Annotated in this window: 16 protein-coding genes and 1 other RNA gene; 3 read left to right on the forward strand and 14 right to left on the reverse strand. The window is 63.6% G+C overall.

Going from position 1 to position 16,618, the window contains the following annotated elements:
* Positions 1–39: 39 nt before the first annotated feature.
* Positions 40–447, reverse strand: a complete 408-nt coding sequence (gene fur, locus ACVOMC_RS12705; RefSeq protein ID WP_054656922.1) for a ferric iron uptake transcriptional regulator — start codon at positions 445–447, stop codon at positions 40–42.
* Positions 448–552: 105 nt separating this feature from the next.
* Here fur and ACVOMC_RS12710 point away from each other — a divergent pair, with 105 nt between their 5' ends.
* On the forward strand, positions 553–945 hold the full coding sequence (locus ACVOMC_RS12710) for an outer membrane protein assembly factor BamE (protein ID WP_054656920.1): 393 nt from the start codon (positions 553–555) through the stop codon (positions 943–945).
* Positions 946–962: 17 nt separating this feature from the next.
* Here ACVOMC_RS12710 and ACVOMC_RS12715 read toward each other — a convergent pair whose 3' ends face one another.
* On the reverse strand, positions 963–1,217 hold the full coding sequence (locus ACVOMC_RS12715; RefSeq protein ID WP_054656918.1) for an RnfH family protein: 255 nt from the start codon (positions 1,215–1,217) through the stop codon (positions 963–965).
* 3 nt (positions 1,218–1,220) lie between these two features.
* Complete coding sequence (locus tag ACVOMC_RS12720) at positions 1,221–1,649, reverse strand: type II toxin-antitoxin system RatA family toxin (RefSeq protein WP_054656916.1); 429 nt, start codon at positions 1,647–1,649, stop codon at positions 1,221–1,223.
* 50 nt (positions 1,650–1,699) lie between these two features.
* Between ACVOMC_RS12720 and smpB the strand changes: the two genes are divergently transcribed.
* Both smpB and ssrA read left to right on the forward strand, forming a co-directional pair.
* Positions 1,700–2,203, forward strand: a complete 504-nt coding sequence (gene smpB, locus ACVOMC_RS12725; protein WP_481524251.1) for an SsrA-binding protein SmpB — start codon at positions 1,700–1,702, stop codon at positions 2,201–2,203.
* A gap of 404 nt (positions 2,204–2,607) precedes the next feature.
* Positions 2,608–2,961, forward strand: a transfer-messenger RNA (tmRNA) gene (gene ssrA / locus ACVOMC_RS12730).
* Between the two features lie 582 nt (positions 2,962–3,543).
* Here ssrA and ACVOMC_RS12735 read toward each other — a convergent pair.
* The 11 genes from ACVOMC_RS12735 to ACVOMC_RS12785 all read right to left on the reverse strand — a co-directional run bounded on the left by ACVOMC_RS12735 (position 3,544) and on the right by ACVOMC_RS12785 (position 16,614).
* A complete protein-coding gene (locus tag ACVOMC_RS12735; protein ID WP_481524252.1) occupies positions 3,544–4,212 on the reverse strand; it encodes a sulfate/molybdate ABC transporter ATP-binding protein in 669 nt (222 codons plus the stop codon).
* On the reverse strand, positions 4,202–4,888 hold the full coding sequence (gene modB / locus ACVOMC_RS12740) for a molybdate ABC transporter permease subunit (RefSeq protein WP_481524253.1): 687 nt from the start codon (positions 4,886–4,888) through the stop codon (positions 4,202–4,204). The genes ACVOMC_RS12735 and modB overlap by 11 nt, the downstream gene beginning before the upstream one ends.
* Positions 4,888–5,628, reverse strand: a complete 741-nt coding sequence (gene modA / locus ACVOMC_RS12745) for a molybdate ABC transporter substrate-binding protein (RefSeq protein ID WP_481524254.1) — start codon at positions 5,626–5,628, stop codon at positions 4,888–4,890. Before modA ends, modB begins: the two co-directional genes overlap by 1 nt.
* Positions 5,629–5,649: 21 nt before the next feature.
* Complete coding sequence (locus tag ACVOMC_RS12750) at positions 5,650–6,426, reverse strand: helix-turn-helix domain-containing protein (protein WP_481524255.1); 777 nt, start codon at positions 6,424–6,426, stop codon at positions 5,650–5,652.
* A 7-nt stretch (positions 6,427–6,433) separates the two neighbouring features.
* On the reverse strand, positions 6,434–7,624 hold the full coding sequence (locus ACVOMC_RS12755) for a coproporphyrinogen III oxidase (RefSeq protein WP_481524256.1): 1,191 nt from the start codon (positions 7,622–7,624) through the stop codon (positions 6,434–6,436).
* Positions 7,625–7,690: 66 nt separating this feature from the next.
* Positions 7,691–9,022, reverse strand: coding sequence for an MFS transporter (locus ACVOMC_RS12760; protein ID WP_481524257.1), 1,332 nt, complete (start codon positions 9,020–9,022; stop codon positions 7,691–7,693).
* A gap of 23 nt (positions 9,023–9,045) precedes the next feature.
* Entirely contained in the window at positions 9,046–9,942 is an 897-nt protein-coding gene (locus tag ACVOMC_RS12765) for a peptidylprolyl isomerase (RefSeq protein ID WP_481524258.1), read from the reverse strand.
* A 3-nt stretch (positions 9,943–9,945) separates the two neighbouring features.
* Positions 9,946–10,653: a respiratory nitrate reductase subunit gamma gene (narI, locus tag ACVOMC_RS12770; RefSeq protein ID WP_054656899.1), complete on the reverse strand. Its 708-nt coding sequence runs from the start codon at positions 10,651–10,653 to the stop codon at positions 9,946–9,948.
* A complete protein-coding gene (narJ, locus tag ACVOMC_RS12775) occupies positions 10,650–11,330 on the reverse strand; it encodes a nitrate reductase molybdenum cofactor assembly chaperone (protein WP_481524259.1) in 681 nt (226 codons plus the stop codon). The genes narI and narJ overlap by 4 nt, the downstream gene beginning before the upstream one ends.
* A complete protein-coding gene (gene narH / locus ACVOMC_RS12780; protein WP_481524260.1) occupies positions 11,327–12,871 on the reverse strand; it encodes a nitrate reductase subunit beta in 1,545 nt (514 codons plus the stop codon). The genes narJ and narH overlap by 4 nt, the downstream gene beginning before the upstream one ends.
* Positions 12,871–16,614, reverse strand: a complete 3,744-nt coding sequence (locus tag ACVOMC_RS12785; RefSeq protein ID WP_481524261.1) for a nitrate reductase subunit alpha — start codon at positions 16,612–16,614, stop codon at positions 12,871–12,873. Before ACVOMC_RS12785 ends, narH begins: the two co-directional genes overlap by 1 nt.
* Positions 16,615–16,618: the final 4 nt, after the last annotated feature.

A 16,618-nucleotide genomic window follows, 5' to 3' on the forward strand; every position in this document is an offset into this window, starting at 1 on the left:
TTTTTTTTGAGATCAGATGATGCTCCGCCGCAGCCGGGCTCAACGCCGCTTCTTGCGCACGTACAGCACCAGCGAGTGCTCTTCGAGCTCGAACCCGTGCTCGGCGGCGATCTTCCGCTGCAGCTCCTCGATCTCGGCACTTTCAAATTCGATGATCTTGCCGGTATCCATGTCCACCATATGGTCATGGTGGGCGCCGCGATCCAGCTCGTAGACCGCCTGACCGCCTTCGAAATTGTGCTTGAGCACCAGACCGGCCGCCTCGAACTGGGTCAGCACACGGTAGACCGTGGCCAGACCTATCTCATCGCCGCAATCAAGCAGCTGGCGATAGATGTCTTCGGCCGTAAGGTGGTGATGCGGGGTGTTCTGCTCGAGCAAAGCGAGAATGCGCATGCGGGGATGCGTCACTTTCAAACCGACTTTGCGCAGCTCATTGGATTCCATAGCCATCCTGTTCATTGGCGGTTTAACGCCAGTTGTCTCCTGTCAGATCGCGCAGGGTGCCGGGGAGTGTATCATCGGCCTGATTTCCTAAAACCGCCCTACCCAATGCGCAACCTCCTGTTGATCGCCGTTGTCGCCCTGTCCACTACTGGCTGCGGCATCATCTATAAGCAGCCCATCTATCAGGGCAACCTGATCCGCGAGCAGTCCGTGGCGCAATTGCAGGTCGGCCAGAGCAAGCAGCAGGTCAACGCGCTGCTGGGCACACCTTCGATTGCTGACCCGTTCCACGCCCAGCGCTGGGACTACACCGCCAGCCAACGTGTGAACCGCCTGGGCAAGACCGAAGTGAAGAATTTCACTGTTTTCTTCGAGAACGATGCAGTGACGCGCTGGGAAGGCGACTACTTCGCCACCCAGGATGCGGAGCTGGCCAAGAACAGCGTGCGCCAGTTCGGTCGCAATCTGGCCAAGGACAAGAAGAAGGGCGGCCGCTGATCGCCGCCTGCTGAACCTCAGCCGCCGCGCGCACGCCGGCGGCGATTTTCCTTGGGATCGGCCACCAGCGGCCGAAGCATCTCAATGCGATCCCCGTCCCGAAGCACCTGCTCTGGACGCGCGACGACGCCATGAACCGCGCAGGCCACCACTTCGCCGTCTGCGACCAGCGCCGCTTCTGCAAGCGCATCGGCCACGACACAACCTTCCGGCAACTGCAGCTCGCGGCGGAGATAACGATCCGGCCAGGCCAGCACTACTTCCACGCGCATGCCTCAGGCCTCCTGATCGGCCACGCGCACGAAGTCATTGACCATGCGATCGGCCAGCCCCTGAAAACCCAGCGCCAACGCCGGACCCAACAAGCGCGAGGTTGGCTCGAACTCCAGCGTCAACGTCACCTTGCAGGCATCTTCCGCAAGCGAGTGGAATTCCCAGCGTCCGTGCAGGCGCTTGAACGGGCCATCACGCAACTGCATATCGATACTGTGCGGACGCTGCAGCGTGTTCTCGGTCATGAACCAGGTCCGGAACGAGCCCAGCCCCAGATCGAGCCGGGCAACAACGCGATCACCGCCCTGCTCCAGGATCTCGGCCTTGTCGCACCAGCGGAAGCGGCGCGGATAGGCGGAGACGTCATTGACCAAGTCGAACATGCATCCTGCGGAGTGTTCGACCAAAGCGCTGCGGCGGATGGTAGGCATGGGATTACAAAGAATGTCCGGAACGCCCCCGAATCGGAGACAATATGTAAATGAGCAAGAAACCCGGCAAGGATAAAGCAAAGAGCGCGACGGTCGACAAAACCATCTCGCTCAACAAGCGTGCCCGTCACGAATACCACCTTGAGGAGCGTGTCGAGGCTGGACTGGTGCTGCAAGGCTGGGAGGTCAAGGCCATCCGCGCCGGTCGCGGCAATATGACCGACGCCTATGCGTATGTGAAAGATGGCGAGATCTACCTGATCGGCGCGCAGATCACCCCGCTGATCCAGGCCTCCACCCACGTCGTGGCTGAAGACCGCCGTCAGCGCAAACTGCTGCTGCACCGCCGTGAGATCGACAAACTGATCGGCCGCGTCGAGCGTGAGGGCTACACTCTGGTGCCCACCGCGATGTACTGGAGCAAGAACAAGATCAAGCTCGAGATCGCGCTGGCCAAGGGCAAACAGGATCACGACAAGCGCGATGCCGCCAAGGACCGTGACTGGGCCCGCGAGAAGCAGCGCGCCATGCGTGCGCACAACCGTAGCGCCTGAGCAAACCCCTGCGCGCTTGGCCGCTCCGGCGCGCGGAACGCCCCGGCGATGCTGGCCCCGCTTGGATTGGTTTCCAGTCCGGCATTCGACACAACAGTTAGCGACGCGCCAGCCGCTCCACCTGATCCCGGAGCGTCTGCATCGGCCTGTCTATACAGCCACGGTTCGCTGATCGCACCTGCACCCGACGCATTTCATTTGAGGGCGGCGCGTGTGCCCCGCCTATTCAGCATTTGCACCAGAAACACGGCGAAAGGATGGGCGTCAGATGAACCGACCAGCCGCGCACCGGCGCGCAGCGCGTGACGATTCAGATGCTTTGCCGTACCATCACCCACGTCGAGCATCGGCCCGCCCCGCAACAGCGGACGGATCGCTGAAGACTTGTAAGGCTCGAAGAAACCGGGGGTGCACTGGTTTCGACGGGGGTTATGAAGTCGCTTGGTGCATGCCGAGGGGGTAGCTTTCCTCGTAAATCCAGCTGCAAAACTCTAGTTGCCAACGACGACAACTACGCTCTCGCCGCTTAAGGCGTAAGCCCCGAACCCACTTGTGCCCGTGCTCGTGGATGTAGGGTCATTATCACGGAACCGGCTGTGACGGCTGCCTGTCAGTCATGGCTTAACCAAAACAGGCTGGTCTTGGGGTGCGCTTCGCATACCGTGCTGCCACAGGACGAGACCCAACGGTGAGCTAAGCATGTAGTACCGGGGATGGAGTGCCTTCGGACGGCGGTTCAATTCCGCCCACCTCCACCATATAGCCGTCTTGGGACGGTACAACAAAGGCTGGAAACCCTAGAGAAATCAAAGGTTCCGGCCTTTTTTGTGCCTGCGACAGTCCGACAGCGCCCATAACCACGCGGGGCAACACTGGGCAATCCAGGGCGCGGTAACTGCGCATGAAGCATGGCCCTCAATGCTCCTTAGCGATGTTGCGTTCGGCAAAAGCAGGTCCGCGACGACCGCTGTTTTCAACGACGGCGGCCATTTCCTGCCTTATGGAGTCGCAATGCGGGTCGCTACAAGGTTGGGATCTACAGAGAGGAAAGACCCGTGCCCCTGGACACCTTCCCCTCCCCCGGCCATGCGCTTGTCAGCAAAGGCCAGGTTGCAACGGGCACTGCGTTGACGGGCGGCGCGTAGACGACAGCCCACCGCCTCAGGCCAAGGCCCCGCCAAGCAGCACCCGCTCTGGAAAGCGCGCGGACAAAGTCGCAACTGGCAAGCAGCGCTCCTGCTGGCTCCCTCTGATGGATGTGTCGCTGCTGGCGCGGCGCGCCAGGGTCTTCCACCCCAGCGCTGCGCCGATCATTGGTCCAGCCACGCTGCGGACAGCCATCAACCACTCTTTATCCGGCCCTCGACCAGATGCGCCACCTGTTGGCCGAACATGTCCATGTCCTCCGGGTCATGGCTGATCAGCAGCAGCGGAATGCCGGTCTGGTCCAGGACCGTCTCCAGTTCCTGACGCAGGTGCGCGCGCAAGTGGTGATCCAGCGCCGCGAACGGTTCATCCAGCAACAGCGCCTGCGGTTGCGTCACCAGTGCGCGCGCCAGTGCAGTGCGCTGGCGCTGTCCACCGGAGATCTGTGCAGGCAGCAGATCGCCGATGTGCTCGATGCGGAACGCCTGCAACCACTGCTCCACCGCCGCGATACGGCTCCCGCGCGCCGGGTTGCACCAACCGCGCTGCAGACCGAAGCCCACGTTCTGGCGCACGCTCAGATGCGGAAACAATGCGTAGTCCTGAAACACATAACCGATCCGACGCCGTTGTGGTGACAGGTGGACACCCGCACGGGCATCAAACAACGTATGGCCATGCAGCCGGATCAGGCCGCTGTCCGGCCGCAACAGGCCTGCCACGGCTTTCAGCGTGAGGCTCTTGCCCGCGCCTGAAGGACCAAACAACACCACGCGGGGCTGGCTGCAACGCAGCTCCGCCTGCAAATGGAAATGCTGGCCGGCGGCTTGCAGGTGGCAGGCGATCTCCAGCTCAAGCCACATCACGTGTGCCTCCTGGCTGTCGCCCCACCAGCCGCGAGGCGAGCAGAAGCACGCTGATGCAAACCACCGAGGACACCATCACCAGCAGATTGGCACGTCCGTCGTTGCCTGCCTGCACTGCCTCGTAGATGGCGATGGACAGGGTCTGGGTGCGCCCGGGAATACTGCCAGCCACCATGATGGTGGCGCCGAATTCGCCCATCGCACGCGCGAACGCCAGCAACAGACCGGCCAGAATTCCGCGCCATGCCAATGGCAGCGTCACCCGGAAGAACAGCGCCATCTCGGAAATTCCCAGCGTGCGCGCAGCCTGCTCCAGCTGGGTGTCGACGTTCTCGAACGCCGCCCGGGCCGGCTTGAACACCAGCGGAAACGATGCCACTGCAGCGGCAACCACCGCCGCCTGCCAAGTGAAAACCAGATTGATACCGAAGCTGTCCAGCAGCCATGCTCCCAGCGGACCATGGCTGCCGATCAGTACCAGCAGGTAGTAACCGAGCACGGTGGGCGGCAGCACCATCGGCAAAGTGAGAACCGTGTCCAGCAACTCACGTCCTGGAAAGCGCCGCCGCGCCAGCAGCGCGCCCAGGGCGACACCGAACACGAGATTGAGCAGCGTGGCCCAACCGGCGACCTTCAGCGACAACCACAAGGCACTCCAATCCAGGTCGACCATCAGGGACTGCCGAAACCATGTCTGCGCAGAATGGCCTGCCCTTGCGCTGAACGCACGAAAGCCATGAAGGCACGTGCATGCGCGGGAGACCGCGCCGTTCTCACCATTGCCAGCGGATAGCTGATACCGCCCGGAACCGGCACCTGGAACGCGCGATGTACGCGACCAGGCATCGCCTGCGCGTCGGTGGCATAGACGAAACCGGCATCCACCTCGCCCCGTGCCACATAGTCCAGCGACTGGCGTACATTCTGGGTGTTGATCATCCGCGGCTGCAGCGCTTGCCACAGACCCGCCTGCTGCAGCACCTCGCGCGCGTAGCGCCCGGCCGGTACGCTGTCCGGATTGCCGATGGCTATCCGCCTGACTCCCGGTTCGGCCAATGCCACCAGTGATGCCGGCTTTACCCGAGCCTGCGGCGGCACCACCACCCACAGGCTGTTCACGGCGAATATCTGCCGCGTCGCAGGCACCACCAGACCACGTTGTGCGGCCAGCGCCATCGTGGCTTGATCGGCCGAGGCGAATACATCCACCGGTGCCCCGCGCGCGATCTGCTGCAGCAGCACACCGGAGGCGGCGAAATTCAGATCCACACGGATGTCTGGATTCACCGCTTCATAGGCTGCGGCTATTTCACGGAAGCTTTCGGTCAAGCTTGACGCGGCCGACACGGTCAGTTCGGCTGCGGCGGCCGGAATCGCGGCAAACATCAGTACCAATGACAACAACGTGTTCATGGACAGGTCCTGGTTCGGGCATCACGCGTTCGCATCGTCCTGGGCCGCCATCTGCGCCAGCCGTTCCGGCTGCAGCAGGATGATTTCCCGCTGGTTGACCAGGATGACCTTGTCATCGCTCAGGCGTCGCAGCACCCGGCTGGCGGTTTCCGGCGCCATGCGCAGGTAATTGGCGATCTCCGAGCGGGTCATGGTCAGATTGAAGCGATTGGCTGAAAATCCGCGCCGGCTGTAGCGGGCGGAGATATCCAGCAAGAATGCGGCCATACGCTCCTCGGTGCGGTAATTGGCCGCCAGCACGGCGGCCTTGCCGATCTCTGCACTGAGCAGGCTGAACAGCTTGGCCTGCAGTGTCGGCATCCGTGTTGCCAGCAGGCTGAGGCGGGGAAACGAGATCCGGCACAGCGACACGGTGTCCAGCGCCACCGCATTGCAGGGATAGCGCTCACCATGGATCGCATTGAGGCCGATCACCTCTCCCGGCAGGCTGAATCCCAGTACCTGCTCGTTTCCCAGGCTGTCATCGATGAAGGTTTTGACCACGCCGGCGCGCACGGCGGCGATGGCCTCAAACGGCTCGCCGGCGCGGAAGATGTACTGTCCGGCGTGATAGGGTCCGACATGATCGACCAGCACGTGCAGCTCGGCGAGCGCGCCCTTGTCATAGCCCTGCGAAGTGCAGGCATCGGAAAACGCGCAGGTGCTGCAGAATTTCAAGGCATCACCGTCGTTGGCGGCGGCAGGATTGGTTATGGCGGCTCCCGGTGGACCGCGTGATGCTGGGCTGGAGGAATTCATTCCGAAATCATGCAGAAGCAGTCGAAGGCCGGAAGCACGCCGCAATCGTACGCCACAACAGCTCACCTTCATTCTGGATCCGCAACACGTGACCTTCGCGCTGCAGCCAACCGCACTGGATGAAGGAGGTAACCCGCGCCATCGCATCCTGGAAAAACTCCTCGAATGGCACGGTGTTGCGCCATTCGAATGCACGCATGTCCAGTGCATGGTCACACGCAAGACTTTGTACCACCTCGTCAACCAGACATTCCTGCCCGGACAAGATCAGCCCGGCTGCCACACCCGGCTGGCCCGCCGCCAGACATTGACGCCACCGCTGCGGCTGCGACTCGATCTCGCACACGACATTGCCAATCTGGCTGCTCGCGCCTGGCCCGATTCCGAGGAGGTCGTGGCGCTTGCGCCGCGGCACGCCCAGCAAGTCACAGTAGCGCTGGCCATCGCCATTGCGTACCGGCAGGGTGAGGTCAGGACGCTGGTAGTGGTCTCCGCCGATGGGGCGATAGCCCGCGGCACGGACCATTCGCCAGGCCTGCAGCCAGTGCGCCGCTGCCGGCTGGCTTGGCAGCACACACGGCGCAGGCAGCAGCAGGCGATCGGGTGCCGACGCCAGCACGGCCTGGAGGCGTTGCCGGAAGGAGAGGTCATCCCGTGCCGGTATGCGCAACTGGTAATAGCATGCGGTGAACCCGGCATGCAGGCCTTGCGCCAGCACCGCTGGGCCATCGGCGCCGGCATGGTCGATCACGGTCAGCCGCGTGCAGCCCACCTCACGCAGTGCGCCCGGCGCAACGCCGCTGGCCGCGTCCAGCCTGACCTCCACCTGTGGCCGGGCGATGGTGGAAAGATGATGTGGCACGGCATCAAGGAGACGTCCGAGCAGCGGCGGCGGCAGATGCTCGGCCATGCCCAGCTGCAGCACCATCGCGCCCACTTCACGATCACCGGCCACCACGCTGGCATGCAGGCGAAGACTGTTCAGCAGCGCCTCAAGCAACCCGTCCGGATCCTCCTTGCCCCCCTGCGGGGCACAGAAGCCCAAGGTAAGGTCGCGCGGGATCAGATGTTCGTTGCTGGCCAGCATCGCAGCACGCCACCCTGCCTCGCCGAACCCGTGACTGAGCTGCCCGGATGCGGGAAACAGGACATGACGCGGCTGCTCCAGCAATGCGGCGTGCAACGAGGTGTCGTCCATCCCGGCGGTCTCCACTGGTATGTCTGCATCCTCGCGCACGCCGCGCCCCCTGCTCCCTGATATGGATCAAACGCGCCGCAGCTTTTCGGCGGCACCGGCGTCAATGGCTTCCGGCAGATCGGTTTCGCCATCCAGCTGCGGGAAGTGTCGGCGTTCCATGCGACGGATCGCGAAATGCATCCACGCCAGCGCTGCGGCAACCACCACGAACAGCAGCATGAAGCAGCTGCTCCAGATACCCACGGCATCATTCAAGGCGCCGAACGCGATAGGCAGGATGAACCCCCCCAGACCACCGATCATGCCTACCACACCCCCTACCGCACCTACGTGGTGGGGGTAGTACACCGGGATGTGCTTGTATACCGCCGCTTTGCCCAGCGACATAAAGAACCCCAGTACGAACACCAGCACGGTGAACAGGGTCACGCCGATGGCCAGGTGGAAGCGAAGCTCACCGTTGATGCCCTTCACCACGTATTCGGTGTCCGGATAGGCCAGCAGGAAAGTGCAGATGACCGAGACGCTGAAGGTCCAGTACATCACCCGGCGGGCGCCGATGCGATCGGACAGCCAGCCACCGACCACGCGGAACAGACTGGCCGGAATCGAATAGCAGGCCGCCAGCATGCCGGCCGTCGCCACGTCCATGCCGTAGGCGCCCACCAGATAATGCGGCAGCCACAGCGCCAGTGCCACGAAGCCGCCGAACACGAAAAAGTAGTACAGCGAGAAGCGCCACACCTGAAGGTTCTTCAACGGCGCCATCTGCTCGGAGAACGGCATCGGCTTGACGCCATCACGGCGACGCTGTTCCAGCTGCGGGTCCTCCTTGCTGAAGATGTAGAACAGCACGGCGGCAACGGCCAGACCGACCGCCCAGATCTTGGCGACCATGGTCCAACCGGCGGCCACCATCACCATCGGCGCCAGCAGCTTGGTGACTGCCGAACCGATGTTGCCCGCACCGAAAATGCCCAGCGCGGTTCCCTGCTTGCTGGCCGGGAACCACTTGGACACATAGGCCACCCCCACCGAGAAGCTGCCACCGGCGATACCCACACACAACGCGGCGAACAGGAACTGCGGGTAGGTGTGCGCATACGTGAGCATCCAGGTGGCGACGGCGCCGCACAGCATCACCAGTACCAACACCTTGCGGCCACCGAACTGGTCGGCCCAGATGCCCAGGAACACCCGGCTCAACGAGCCCGTCAACACCGGAGTGGCGATCAGCAGACCGAACTGGGTGTCGTTCAATCCCAGTTGCGCGCTGATCTGGATACCGATGATCGAGAAGATCATCCACACCGCAAAACAGACGGTGAAAGCGAACGTACTCAACCACAACGCGCGTTGTTTCTGCCCATGGGTGACTGCTTGCAGACTTTGGCTCATCGCCACTCCTCCAGAACGTCAGTTCATTCGGCCAAGGCTTCAATTTCTTGAAGACCGCGGACGGGATAGCGCTCGCGCAGCTCCAACAGGAACTGCTGCACGTTGCGCTGGCGCACCTGCAGCTCAAGGTAGTCGCGGATCTGTGTGTGGACCTGCTCGAAGCGCTGCGACTGCCCGGCTTCAAGCGCATCCACACTCACCACGTGGTATCCCCAGCGGGATTCCACCGGGAAGCCCGCCAACCCTTGGCGCAACCGGAAGACCTGCCGATCGAACTCCGGCGTGGTCTGGCCGCGCTGCAACCATCCCAGATCGCCACCTTCGCTGCTCGAGGGACATTGCGAATAACGCTGTGCCAGATCGGCGAACAGATGCAGCTGCTCAGCCAGCTGCGCGACCAGCTGCTCGGCCTGGGTGCGGGCCTTGAAGCGGCCGGCGATATCGTCCGCGGGCGCAGCCAGCAGGATGTGGCGTACGCGGATACGGTCGGGCGAACGAAAGCGCTCGGGGTTCTGCTCGAAATAGCGACGACAATCGTTCTCGCTCGGCACACGGTCCTCCACCTGCTGCTCGAGCAGGCGCTGGATCTGCAGTTCCTCATCCGTATGGACGCCGTCGCCCTGCTCTTGGTGCAGGCCCAGCCGCTGGGCCTCACGACGCAGCAGTTCGCGCACCACCAGGGCACGGGCGGCATCGGCACGCGCCTGTTCCGGCCGCATCGCGCGGTGGAACTGCATCTCGCGGGCTATCTCGGCCTCGCTGATGGGTGTGTCATCGACAAACAGACTGCACGGTGCCGGCTGCCCAAGCGAGCGTGGCCCCTGCTGCGCCGCGTCGTCGTGGTGATGATCGGCTTCGACCGGCACCGGCTGGGCCGAGTCGATCACGGTGATCGGCAGGATTCTTGGCAGGCTGCCCATGGCTCACTCCCTCGGGCCGTAGCGCAGCGTGGCCTGGCGGCGGCGCACCACCTGGTACGGCCGCCACAGATAGCTGATCGGGATGCTCCAGACATGCACCAGACGGGTGAACGGTGCGATCAGGAACAACGTCAGGCCAAGGAAGATGTGCAGCTTGTAGACCCAGTGCACGCCTTCGACGTAGTCGGCAGCGCCGGCACGGAACGTCACGATGTGCTGCGCCCACTCGGCCAGCATGACCATCACGCTCCCATCCATGTGCCCGGCCGAGATGCGGATGCTGTACATGCCCAGGCACAGCTGCGCGAACAGCAGCACCAGCACCAGCACGTCCCCGAAGTTGCCGGTGGCACGCACGCGTGCATTGGTCAGGCGGCGCACCAGCAGGATCACGATGCCGATGAAGCACAGCGCACCGAAGAGGCCACCGACCACCATCGCCAGCAACTGCTTTTGCGAGGAGGTGATGAAGTGCTCATACACCCCATGCGGTGTCAGCAGTCCGACCAGGTGGCCACCCAGAATCGCCAGGATGCCGATATGGAAGCAGTTGCTGCCGATCCGCATGCCGCGATCGGACAACAGCTGACTGGAGCCGGTGCGCCAGCTGTACATGGCCTTGTCATAGCGCGCCCAGCTGCCGATCAGCAGCACAGCGACCGCGATATACGGATAGAACTGGAAGGCGAACTGGTTCAGGTAATAGTTCATGGCTGCATCTCCCGGTGTACGGCACGCGCGGGTGAACGGTGGGGAGGATCGCAATCCTGCGAGGGCGCCTCGGCGCCGAAGCGCACCGCCTCCTCCTCCCACAGGCGGTCCATGGCTTCCACGCTGTCATCGCGCACTTCCTCGCTGGCACGCTGGCGCAACAGCGCGAGGTCGACCTTGCCCTCACCCACTTCCACCAGTATCTCCAGCAGCGCCGCATGCGGCAGCTTCCGCTCGGCCGCGCGCGCGGCCAGCATGCCGGCGATATGGCCGATGTGGTGCAGCCAGTCCTTGGCCTCGGCCTGCGGCCGGTGCGAGAGGTACTCCAGCAGCAGTGGCAGGTAGTCCGGCAGTTCCCGGGCGTCCAGCTCGAAGCCATTGCGCCGGTAGGCCTCGATCAGATCGACCATAGCCTGGCCCCGGTCGCGCGACTCGCCGTGGATATGCTCGAACACCAGCAGGCTCATCGAACGGCCACGGTCGAAGGTGGCCAACCAGCGGTCCTGCGCGTCCAGCGGATCGCTGGCCAGCAGCTCCTCGACGAACCGGCGCAGCTGTTTGCGCCGGGCCGGCGACAGCGCCGGATCATCACAGGCCTGCAGCAGCTCCTCGCCGTGCTGCCACAGTTCCTCCCGCGGGTAATCCAGCAGCACCCCGATCAGTTTGAGCAGGCTCATTTGGCCACCTCATGCCGGTGCTGGCGGTTGGGATGCACCGCGTAGGTGGTGTTCTTGCGCTGGCCGAACAGATCCGCCGGACTGTCACCATTGCAGCCATTGCCGAAGGTGAAGCCGCAGCCGCCGCGCTCACCGAAGGCGTCGTTGGCGTACTCGCGGTGGGCGCTGGGAATCACGAAGCGGTCTTCATAGTTGGCGATGGCCAGGTAGCGATACATGTCCTCGGCCTGCGCCGCGCTCAGCCCTACCTGGTCGAGCACCTTGTGGTCCTCGACACCGTCCACGTTCTTGGCCCGGCGCCAGGCACGCATCGCCATCAAACGCTCCAGCGCCCGCACCACCGGCATCTCGTCACCGGCCGAGAGCATATTGGCCAGATACCGTACCGGGATGCGCAGCGAGGCGATGTCCGGCAACTCGCCACTCATACCGACGCGGCCACGCTCGGCCGCCGACTGGATCGGCGACAGCGGCGGCACGTACCAGACCATCGGCAAGGTGCGGTACTCCGGATGCAGTGGCAGCGCCAGCTTCCAGTCGATGGCCAGCTTGTACACCGGCGAGGCCTTGGCCGCTTCCAGCCAGCTGTCCGGAATACCCTCGGCCCTTGCCGCTTCGATCACCTTCGGATCTTCCGGGTCCAGGAAGATATCCAGGTGCGCCTGATACAGGTCCTTCTCGGCTGCGACCGAGGCCGCCTCGGCAATGCGGTCGGCGTCATAGAGCATCACGCCGAGGTAGCGGATGCGCCCCACACAGGTTTCCGAACACACCGTGGGCTCGCCCATCTCGATCCGCGGGTAGCAGAAGATGCATTTCTCGGACTTGCCGCTCTTCCAGTTGTAGTAGATCTTCTTGTACGGACAGGCCGACACGCACATGCGCCAGCCCCGGCACTTGTCCTGGTCGATCAGGACGATGCCATCCTCCTCACGCTTGTAGATCGCGCCAGACGGGCAGGCGGACACGCAGGCCGGATTGAGGCAGTGCTCGCACAGGCGCGGCAGATACATCATGAAGGTCTTTTCGAAGGCGCCGTAGATCTCCTTCTGCACCTGGTCGAAGTTGTAGTCGCGCGAACGCTTGCTGAATTCAGTGCCCAGGATCTCCTCCCAGTTCGGCCCCCACTCGATCTTCTGCATCCGCTCGCCTGTGAGCAGCGAACGCGGCCGCGCGGTCGGCTGGTGCTTCAGATCCGGTGCATCGTGCAGATGCTGGTAGTCGAAATCGAACGGCTCGTAGTAGTCGTCGATCTGCGGGAGATCCGGATTGGCGAAGATCTTGGCCAGCATGCGCCAGCGACCGCCGGCGCGTGGCACCAGCTTGCCGGCGCGGGTGCGCACCCAGCCGCCGTTCCACTTCTCCTGGTTTTCCCATTCCTTGGGATAGCCGATACCCGGCTTGGTCTCGACGTTGTTGAACCAGGCGTACTCGACGCCCTCGCGCGAGGTCCACACGTTCTTGCAGGTGATCGAACAGGTATGACAGCCAATGCACTTGTCCAGGTTCAACACCATCGCAATCTGGGCACGAACTTTCATCACACCACCTCCCGGGCGGAAACTGCGGTCTCTTCGCCGTCCAGCCAGTCGATCCTGTCCATCTTGCGCACAATCACGAACTCGTCGCGGTTTGTGCCGCAGGTACCGTAGTAGTTGAAACCCCAGGCAAGCTGCGCGTAGCCGCCGATCATGTGGGTGGGCTTGAGCACGATGCGTGTCACCGAGTTGTGGATACCACCGCGGGTACCGGAAATTTCCGAACCGGGCACATTGATGATGCGTTCCTGGGCGTGGTACATCATCGCCATGCCCGGCATCACGCGCTGGCTGACCACTGCACGCGCGGCGATCGCCCCGTTGACGTTGAACAACTCGATCCAGTCGTTGTCCTCGATGCCGGCATTGCGCGCGTCGTCCTCGCTCAACCAGACGATGGGGCCACCACGCGACAGCGTCTGCATGATCAGGTTGTCGCTGTAGGTGCTGTGGATGCCCCACTTCTGATGCGGAGTAATCCAGTTCAGCACGATTTCCTTGTTGCCGTTGGAGCGTTTGCCCAGCAGCGGCGCCACCGTCTTGGTGTTGACCGGTGGTCGATAGCCCATGAAGGCCTCACCGAAGTCGATCATCCACTCGTGGTCCTGGTAGAACTGCTGGCGGCCGGTCACCGTGCGCCACGGAATCAGCTCGTGCACATTGGTGTAGCCGGCGTTGTAGCTGACGTTGTCGTCTTCCAGCCCGGACCAGATCGGCGAGGAAATGATCTTGCGCGGCTGTGCCTGGATGTCACGGAAGCGGATCGTCTCGTGCTCCTTGCCCACCGCCAGATGCGTGTGCTCGCGACCGGTGAAGGTGCCCAGCGACTCCCAGGCCTTGACCGCCACATGGCCGTTGGTTTCCGGTGCCAGGTGCAGGATCACTTCGCAGGCGTCGATGGCGGTATCAATGGCCGGCCGGCCGTGACTGATGCCTTCGTCCCGCACGGTGTGGTTGAGCTTGCCGAGGAATTCCACCTCGTGTTTGGTATCCCAGTTCATGCCCTTGCCGCCATTGCCGAGCTTGTCCAGCAGCGGGCCCAGCGAGGTGAACTTGCGGTAGAGGTTGGGATAGTCGCGCTCGACCACCGCCATGCTCGGCATCGTCTTGCCGGGGATGGCCTCGCATTGGCCCTTCTTCCAGTCGGCCACGCCGAACGGCATGCCCAGTTCGTTGGGCGTGTCGTGCAAGGTCGGCACCAGCACCAGGTCCTTCTCGACGCCGAGCACGCCCGGGGCCATGTCGCTGAGCGTGCGCGCGACGCCCTTGAAGATTTCCCAGTCACTGCGTGATTCCCAGGCCGGGTCCACCGCCTTGGACAGCGGATGGATGAAGGGATGCATGTCCGAGGTATTGAGGTCGTCCTTCTCGTACCAGGTGGCGGTGGGCAGCACGATGTCCGAGTACAGCGCGGTGGTGCACATGCGGAAGTCCAGCGTCACCAGCAGGTCGAGCTTGCCTTCCGGAGCCTCGTCACGCCACTTCACGTCCTCGGGCTTGACCGCGCCCATCTCGCCCAGATCCTTGCCCTGCAGGCCATGGCGCGTGCCGAGCAGATGCCGCAGCATGTACTCGTGGCCCTTGCCGGAGGAGCCGAGCAGGTTCGAGCGCCAGATGAACATCATGCGCGGGTGGTTCTGCGCGGCATCCGGATCGGCGAAGGCGAAGTCCAGCGAGCCGTCCTTGAACTTGGACAGTGCATAGTCGGCCGGCGCGATGCCGGCCTGTTCGGCCTCGCGCACCAGCTGCAGCGGATTGCGGTCCAGCTGCGGCGCGCTCGGCAGCCAGCCCATGCGCACCGCACGCAGGTTGAGGTCGGCCAGGCTGCCGCTGTACTTGGCAGGATCGGCCAGCGGCGACAGCAGTTCGTTGACCTGCAACTTTTCGTAACGCCACTGCCCGGTATTGAAGTAGAAGAACGAGGTGCCGTTCATCTGCCGCGGCGGGCGGCTCCAGTCCAGGCCGAAGGCCAGCGGCTGCCAGCCGGTCTGCGGACGCAGCTTTTCCTGGCCCACATAATGGGCCCAGCCACCGCCGGTCTGGCCCACGCAGCCACACATGACCAGCATGTTGATCAGGCCGCGGTAGTTCATATCGTTGTGAAACCAGTGGTTCATGCCGGCGCCGACGATGATCATGCTGCGGCCATGGGTCTTGTCGGCGGTGCGGGCGAACTCGCGAGCGATCTCGATCACCTCGGCGCGCGACACGCCGGTGATGCGCTCCTGCCAGGCCGGCGTACCCGGCACGTTGTCATCGAAACTCCTGGCGACATTGCCGCCGCCGAAACCCCGATCCACGCCGTACTGCGCCAGCAGCAGGTCATATACGGTGGCTACCAGCGCCTCACTGCCGTCGGCCAGCGGCAGGCGGCGCAGCGGGATATTGCGCTCCAGCACGTCCTCGGCCGGCGCGGCGGTCCAGCCGTCGCTCTCGATGCCGCCAAAGTACGGGAAGCTCACCGCCTCGACGCCGTCATGGATATCGGCCAGGCTCAGCCGCAGGCGGGTCTCATGGCCATCGCTGGCCTTCTGCTCGATGTTCCACTTGCCCTTCTCACCCCAACGGAAACCGACCGAACCATTGGGCACAGTGATGTCGCCGCTGTTCTCATCGAACGCCAGCGTCTTCCATTCGGGGTTGTTGCTCTCGCCCAGCCCGCCCAGTTCGCTGGCGCGCAGGAAGTGGCCCGGTACGAGTCGGCCATCGGCACGGCGCTCGATGCGCACCAGCATCGGCATGTCCGAGTACTGGCGGCAGTAGTCCTGGAAGTACTGCGAGGGTGTATCGACGTGGAATTCGCGCAGGATCACGTGACCGAAAGCGAATGCAAGCGCAGCGTCGGTGCCCTGCTTGGGATGCAGCCAATGGTCGGTGAGCTTGGCCAGCTCGGAATAGTCCGGGCAGATCGCCACCGTCTTGGTACCGTTGTAACGCGCCTCGGTGAAAAAATGCGCATCGGGCGTGCGCGTCTGCGGCACGTTCGAGCCCCAGGCGATGATGTAGCGGCTGTTGTACCAATCGGCCGATTCCGGCACGTCGGTCTGCTCGCCCCACACCTGCGGCGAAGCCGGCGGCAAGTCGCAATACCAGTCGTAGAACGACAGGCAGGCGCCCCCGAGCAGCGACAGATAGCGCGCACCGGCGGCATAGGACACCATCGACATGGCCGGAATCGGCGAGAAGCCAACGATACGGTCCGGGCCGTATTCCTTGGTCGTGTAGAGGTTGGAGGCGGCGATGATCTCGTTGGCCTCGTCCCAGTTCAGCCGCACGAAACCGCCCATGCCGCGACGGCGCTTGTACTCGCGCGACTTGGCCGGGTCCTGCACGATGCTGGCCCAGGCCTCGACCGGCGACAGGGTCTTGCGTGCCTGCCGCCACATGCGCAGCAAGGTGCCGCGGATCAGCGGGTACTTGAGGCGGTTGGCGCTGTACAGATACCAGGAATAGCTGGCGCCACGCGGACAACCACGCGGCTCGTGGTTGGGCAGGTCCGGGCGGGTCCGTGGATAGTCGGTCTGCTGGGTTTCCCAGGTGACCAGGCCGTTCTTGACGTAGATCTTCCAGCTGCACGAGCCGGTGCAGTTCACGCCGTGGGTGGAGCGCACGATCTTGTCGTACTGCCAGCGGGCGCGGTAACTGTTCTCCCAGTCGCGGTTCTCGCTCTTGCTGAACCCGTGGCCATCGGCAAAGGGTTGTGGGTCCCGCTTGAAGAACTGCAAGCGATCAAGGAAGTAGCTCATGGTC

This window comes from Stenotrophomonas sp. STEN014 (genome assembly GCF_056760315.1).

Coding starts and splice junctions, on each gene's coding strand:
- fur (WP_054656922.1), bottom strand. CDS start 447: ATGGAATCCAATGAGCTGCGCAAAGTCGGTTTGAAAGTGACGCATCCC.
- ACVOMC_RS12710 (WP_054656920.1), top strand. CDS start 553: ATGCGCAACCTCCTGTTGATCGCCGTTGTCGCCCTGTCCACTACTGGC.
- ACVOMC_RS12715 (WP_054656918.1), bottom strand. CDS start 1,217: ATGCGCGTGGAAGTAGTGCTGGCCTGGCCGGATCGTTATCTCCGCCGC.
- ACVOMC_RS12720 (WP_054656916.1), bottom strand. CDS start 1,649: ATGCCTACCATCCGCCGCAGCGCTTTGGTCGAACACTCCGCAGGATGC.
- smpB (WP_481524251.1), top strand. CDS start 1,700: ATGAGCAAGAAACCCGGCAAGGATAAAGCAAAGAGCGCGACGGTCGAC.
- ACVOMC_RS12735 (WP_481524252.1), bottom strand. CDS start 4,212: ATGTGGCTTGAGCTGGAGATCGCCTGCCACCTGCAAGCCGCCGGCCAG.
- modB (WP_481524253.1), bottom strand. CDS start 4,888: ATGGTCGACCTGGATTGGAGTGCCTTGTGGTTGTCGCTGAAGGTCGCC.
- modA (WP_481524254.1), bottom strand. CDS start 5,628: ATGAACACGTTGTTGTCATTGGTACTGATGTTTGCCGCGATTCCGGCC.
- ACVOMC_RS12750 (WP_481524255.1), bottom strand. CDS start 6,426: ATGAATTCCTCCAGCCCAGCATCACGCGGTCCACCGGGAGCCGCCATA.
- ACVOMC_RS12755 (WP_481524256.1), bottom strand. CDS start 7,624: ATGGACGACACCTCGTTGCACGCCGCATTGCTGGAGCAGCCGCGTCAT.
- ACVOMC_RS12760 (WP_481524257.1), bottom strand. CDS start 9,022: ATGAGCCAAAGTCTGCAAGCAGTCACCCATGGGCAGAAACAACGCGCG.
- ACVOMC_RS12765 (WP_481524258.1), bottom strand. CDS start 9,942: ATGGGCAGCCTGCCAAGAATCCTGCCGATCACCGTGATCGACTCGGCC.
- narI (WP_054656899.1), bottom strand. CDS start 10,653: ATGAACTATTACCTGAACCAGTTCGCCTTCCAGTTCTATCCGTATATC.
- narJ (WP_481524259.1), bottom strand. CDS start 11,330: ATGAGCCTGCTCAAACTGATCGGGGTGCTGCTGGATTACCCGCGGGAG.
- narH (WP_481524260.1), bottom strand. CDS start 12,871: ATGAAAGTTCGTGCCCAGATTGCGATGGTGTTGAACCTGGACAAGTGC.
- ACVOMC_RS12785 (WP_481524261.1), bottom strand. CDS start 16,614: ATGAGCTACTTCCTTGATCGCTTGCAGTTCTTCAAGCGGGACCCACAA.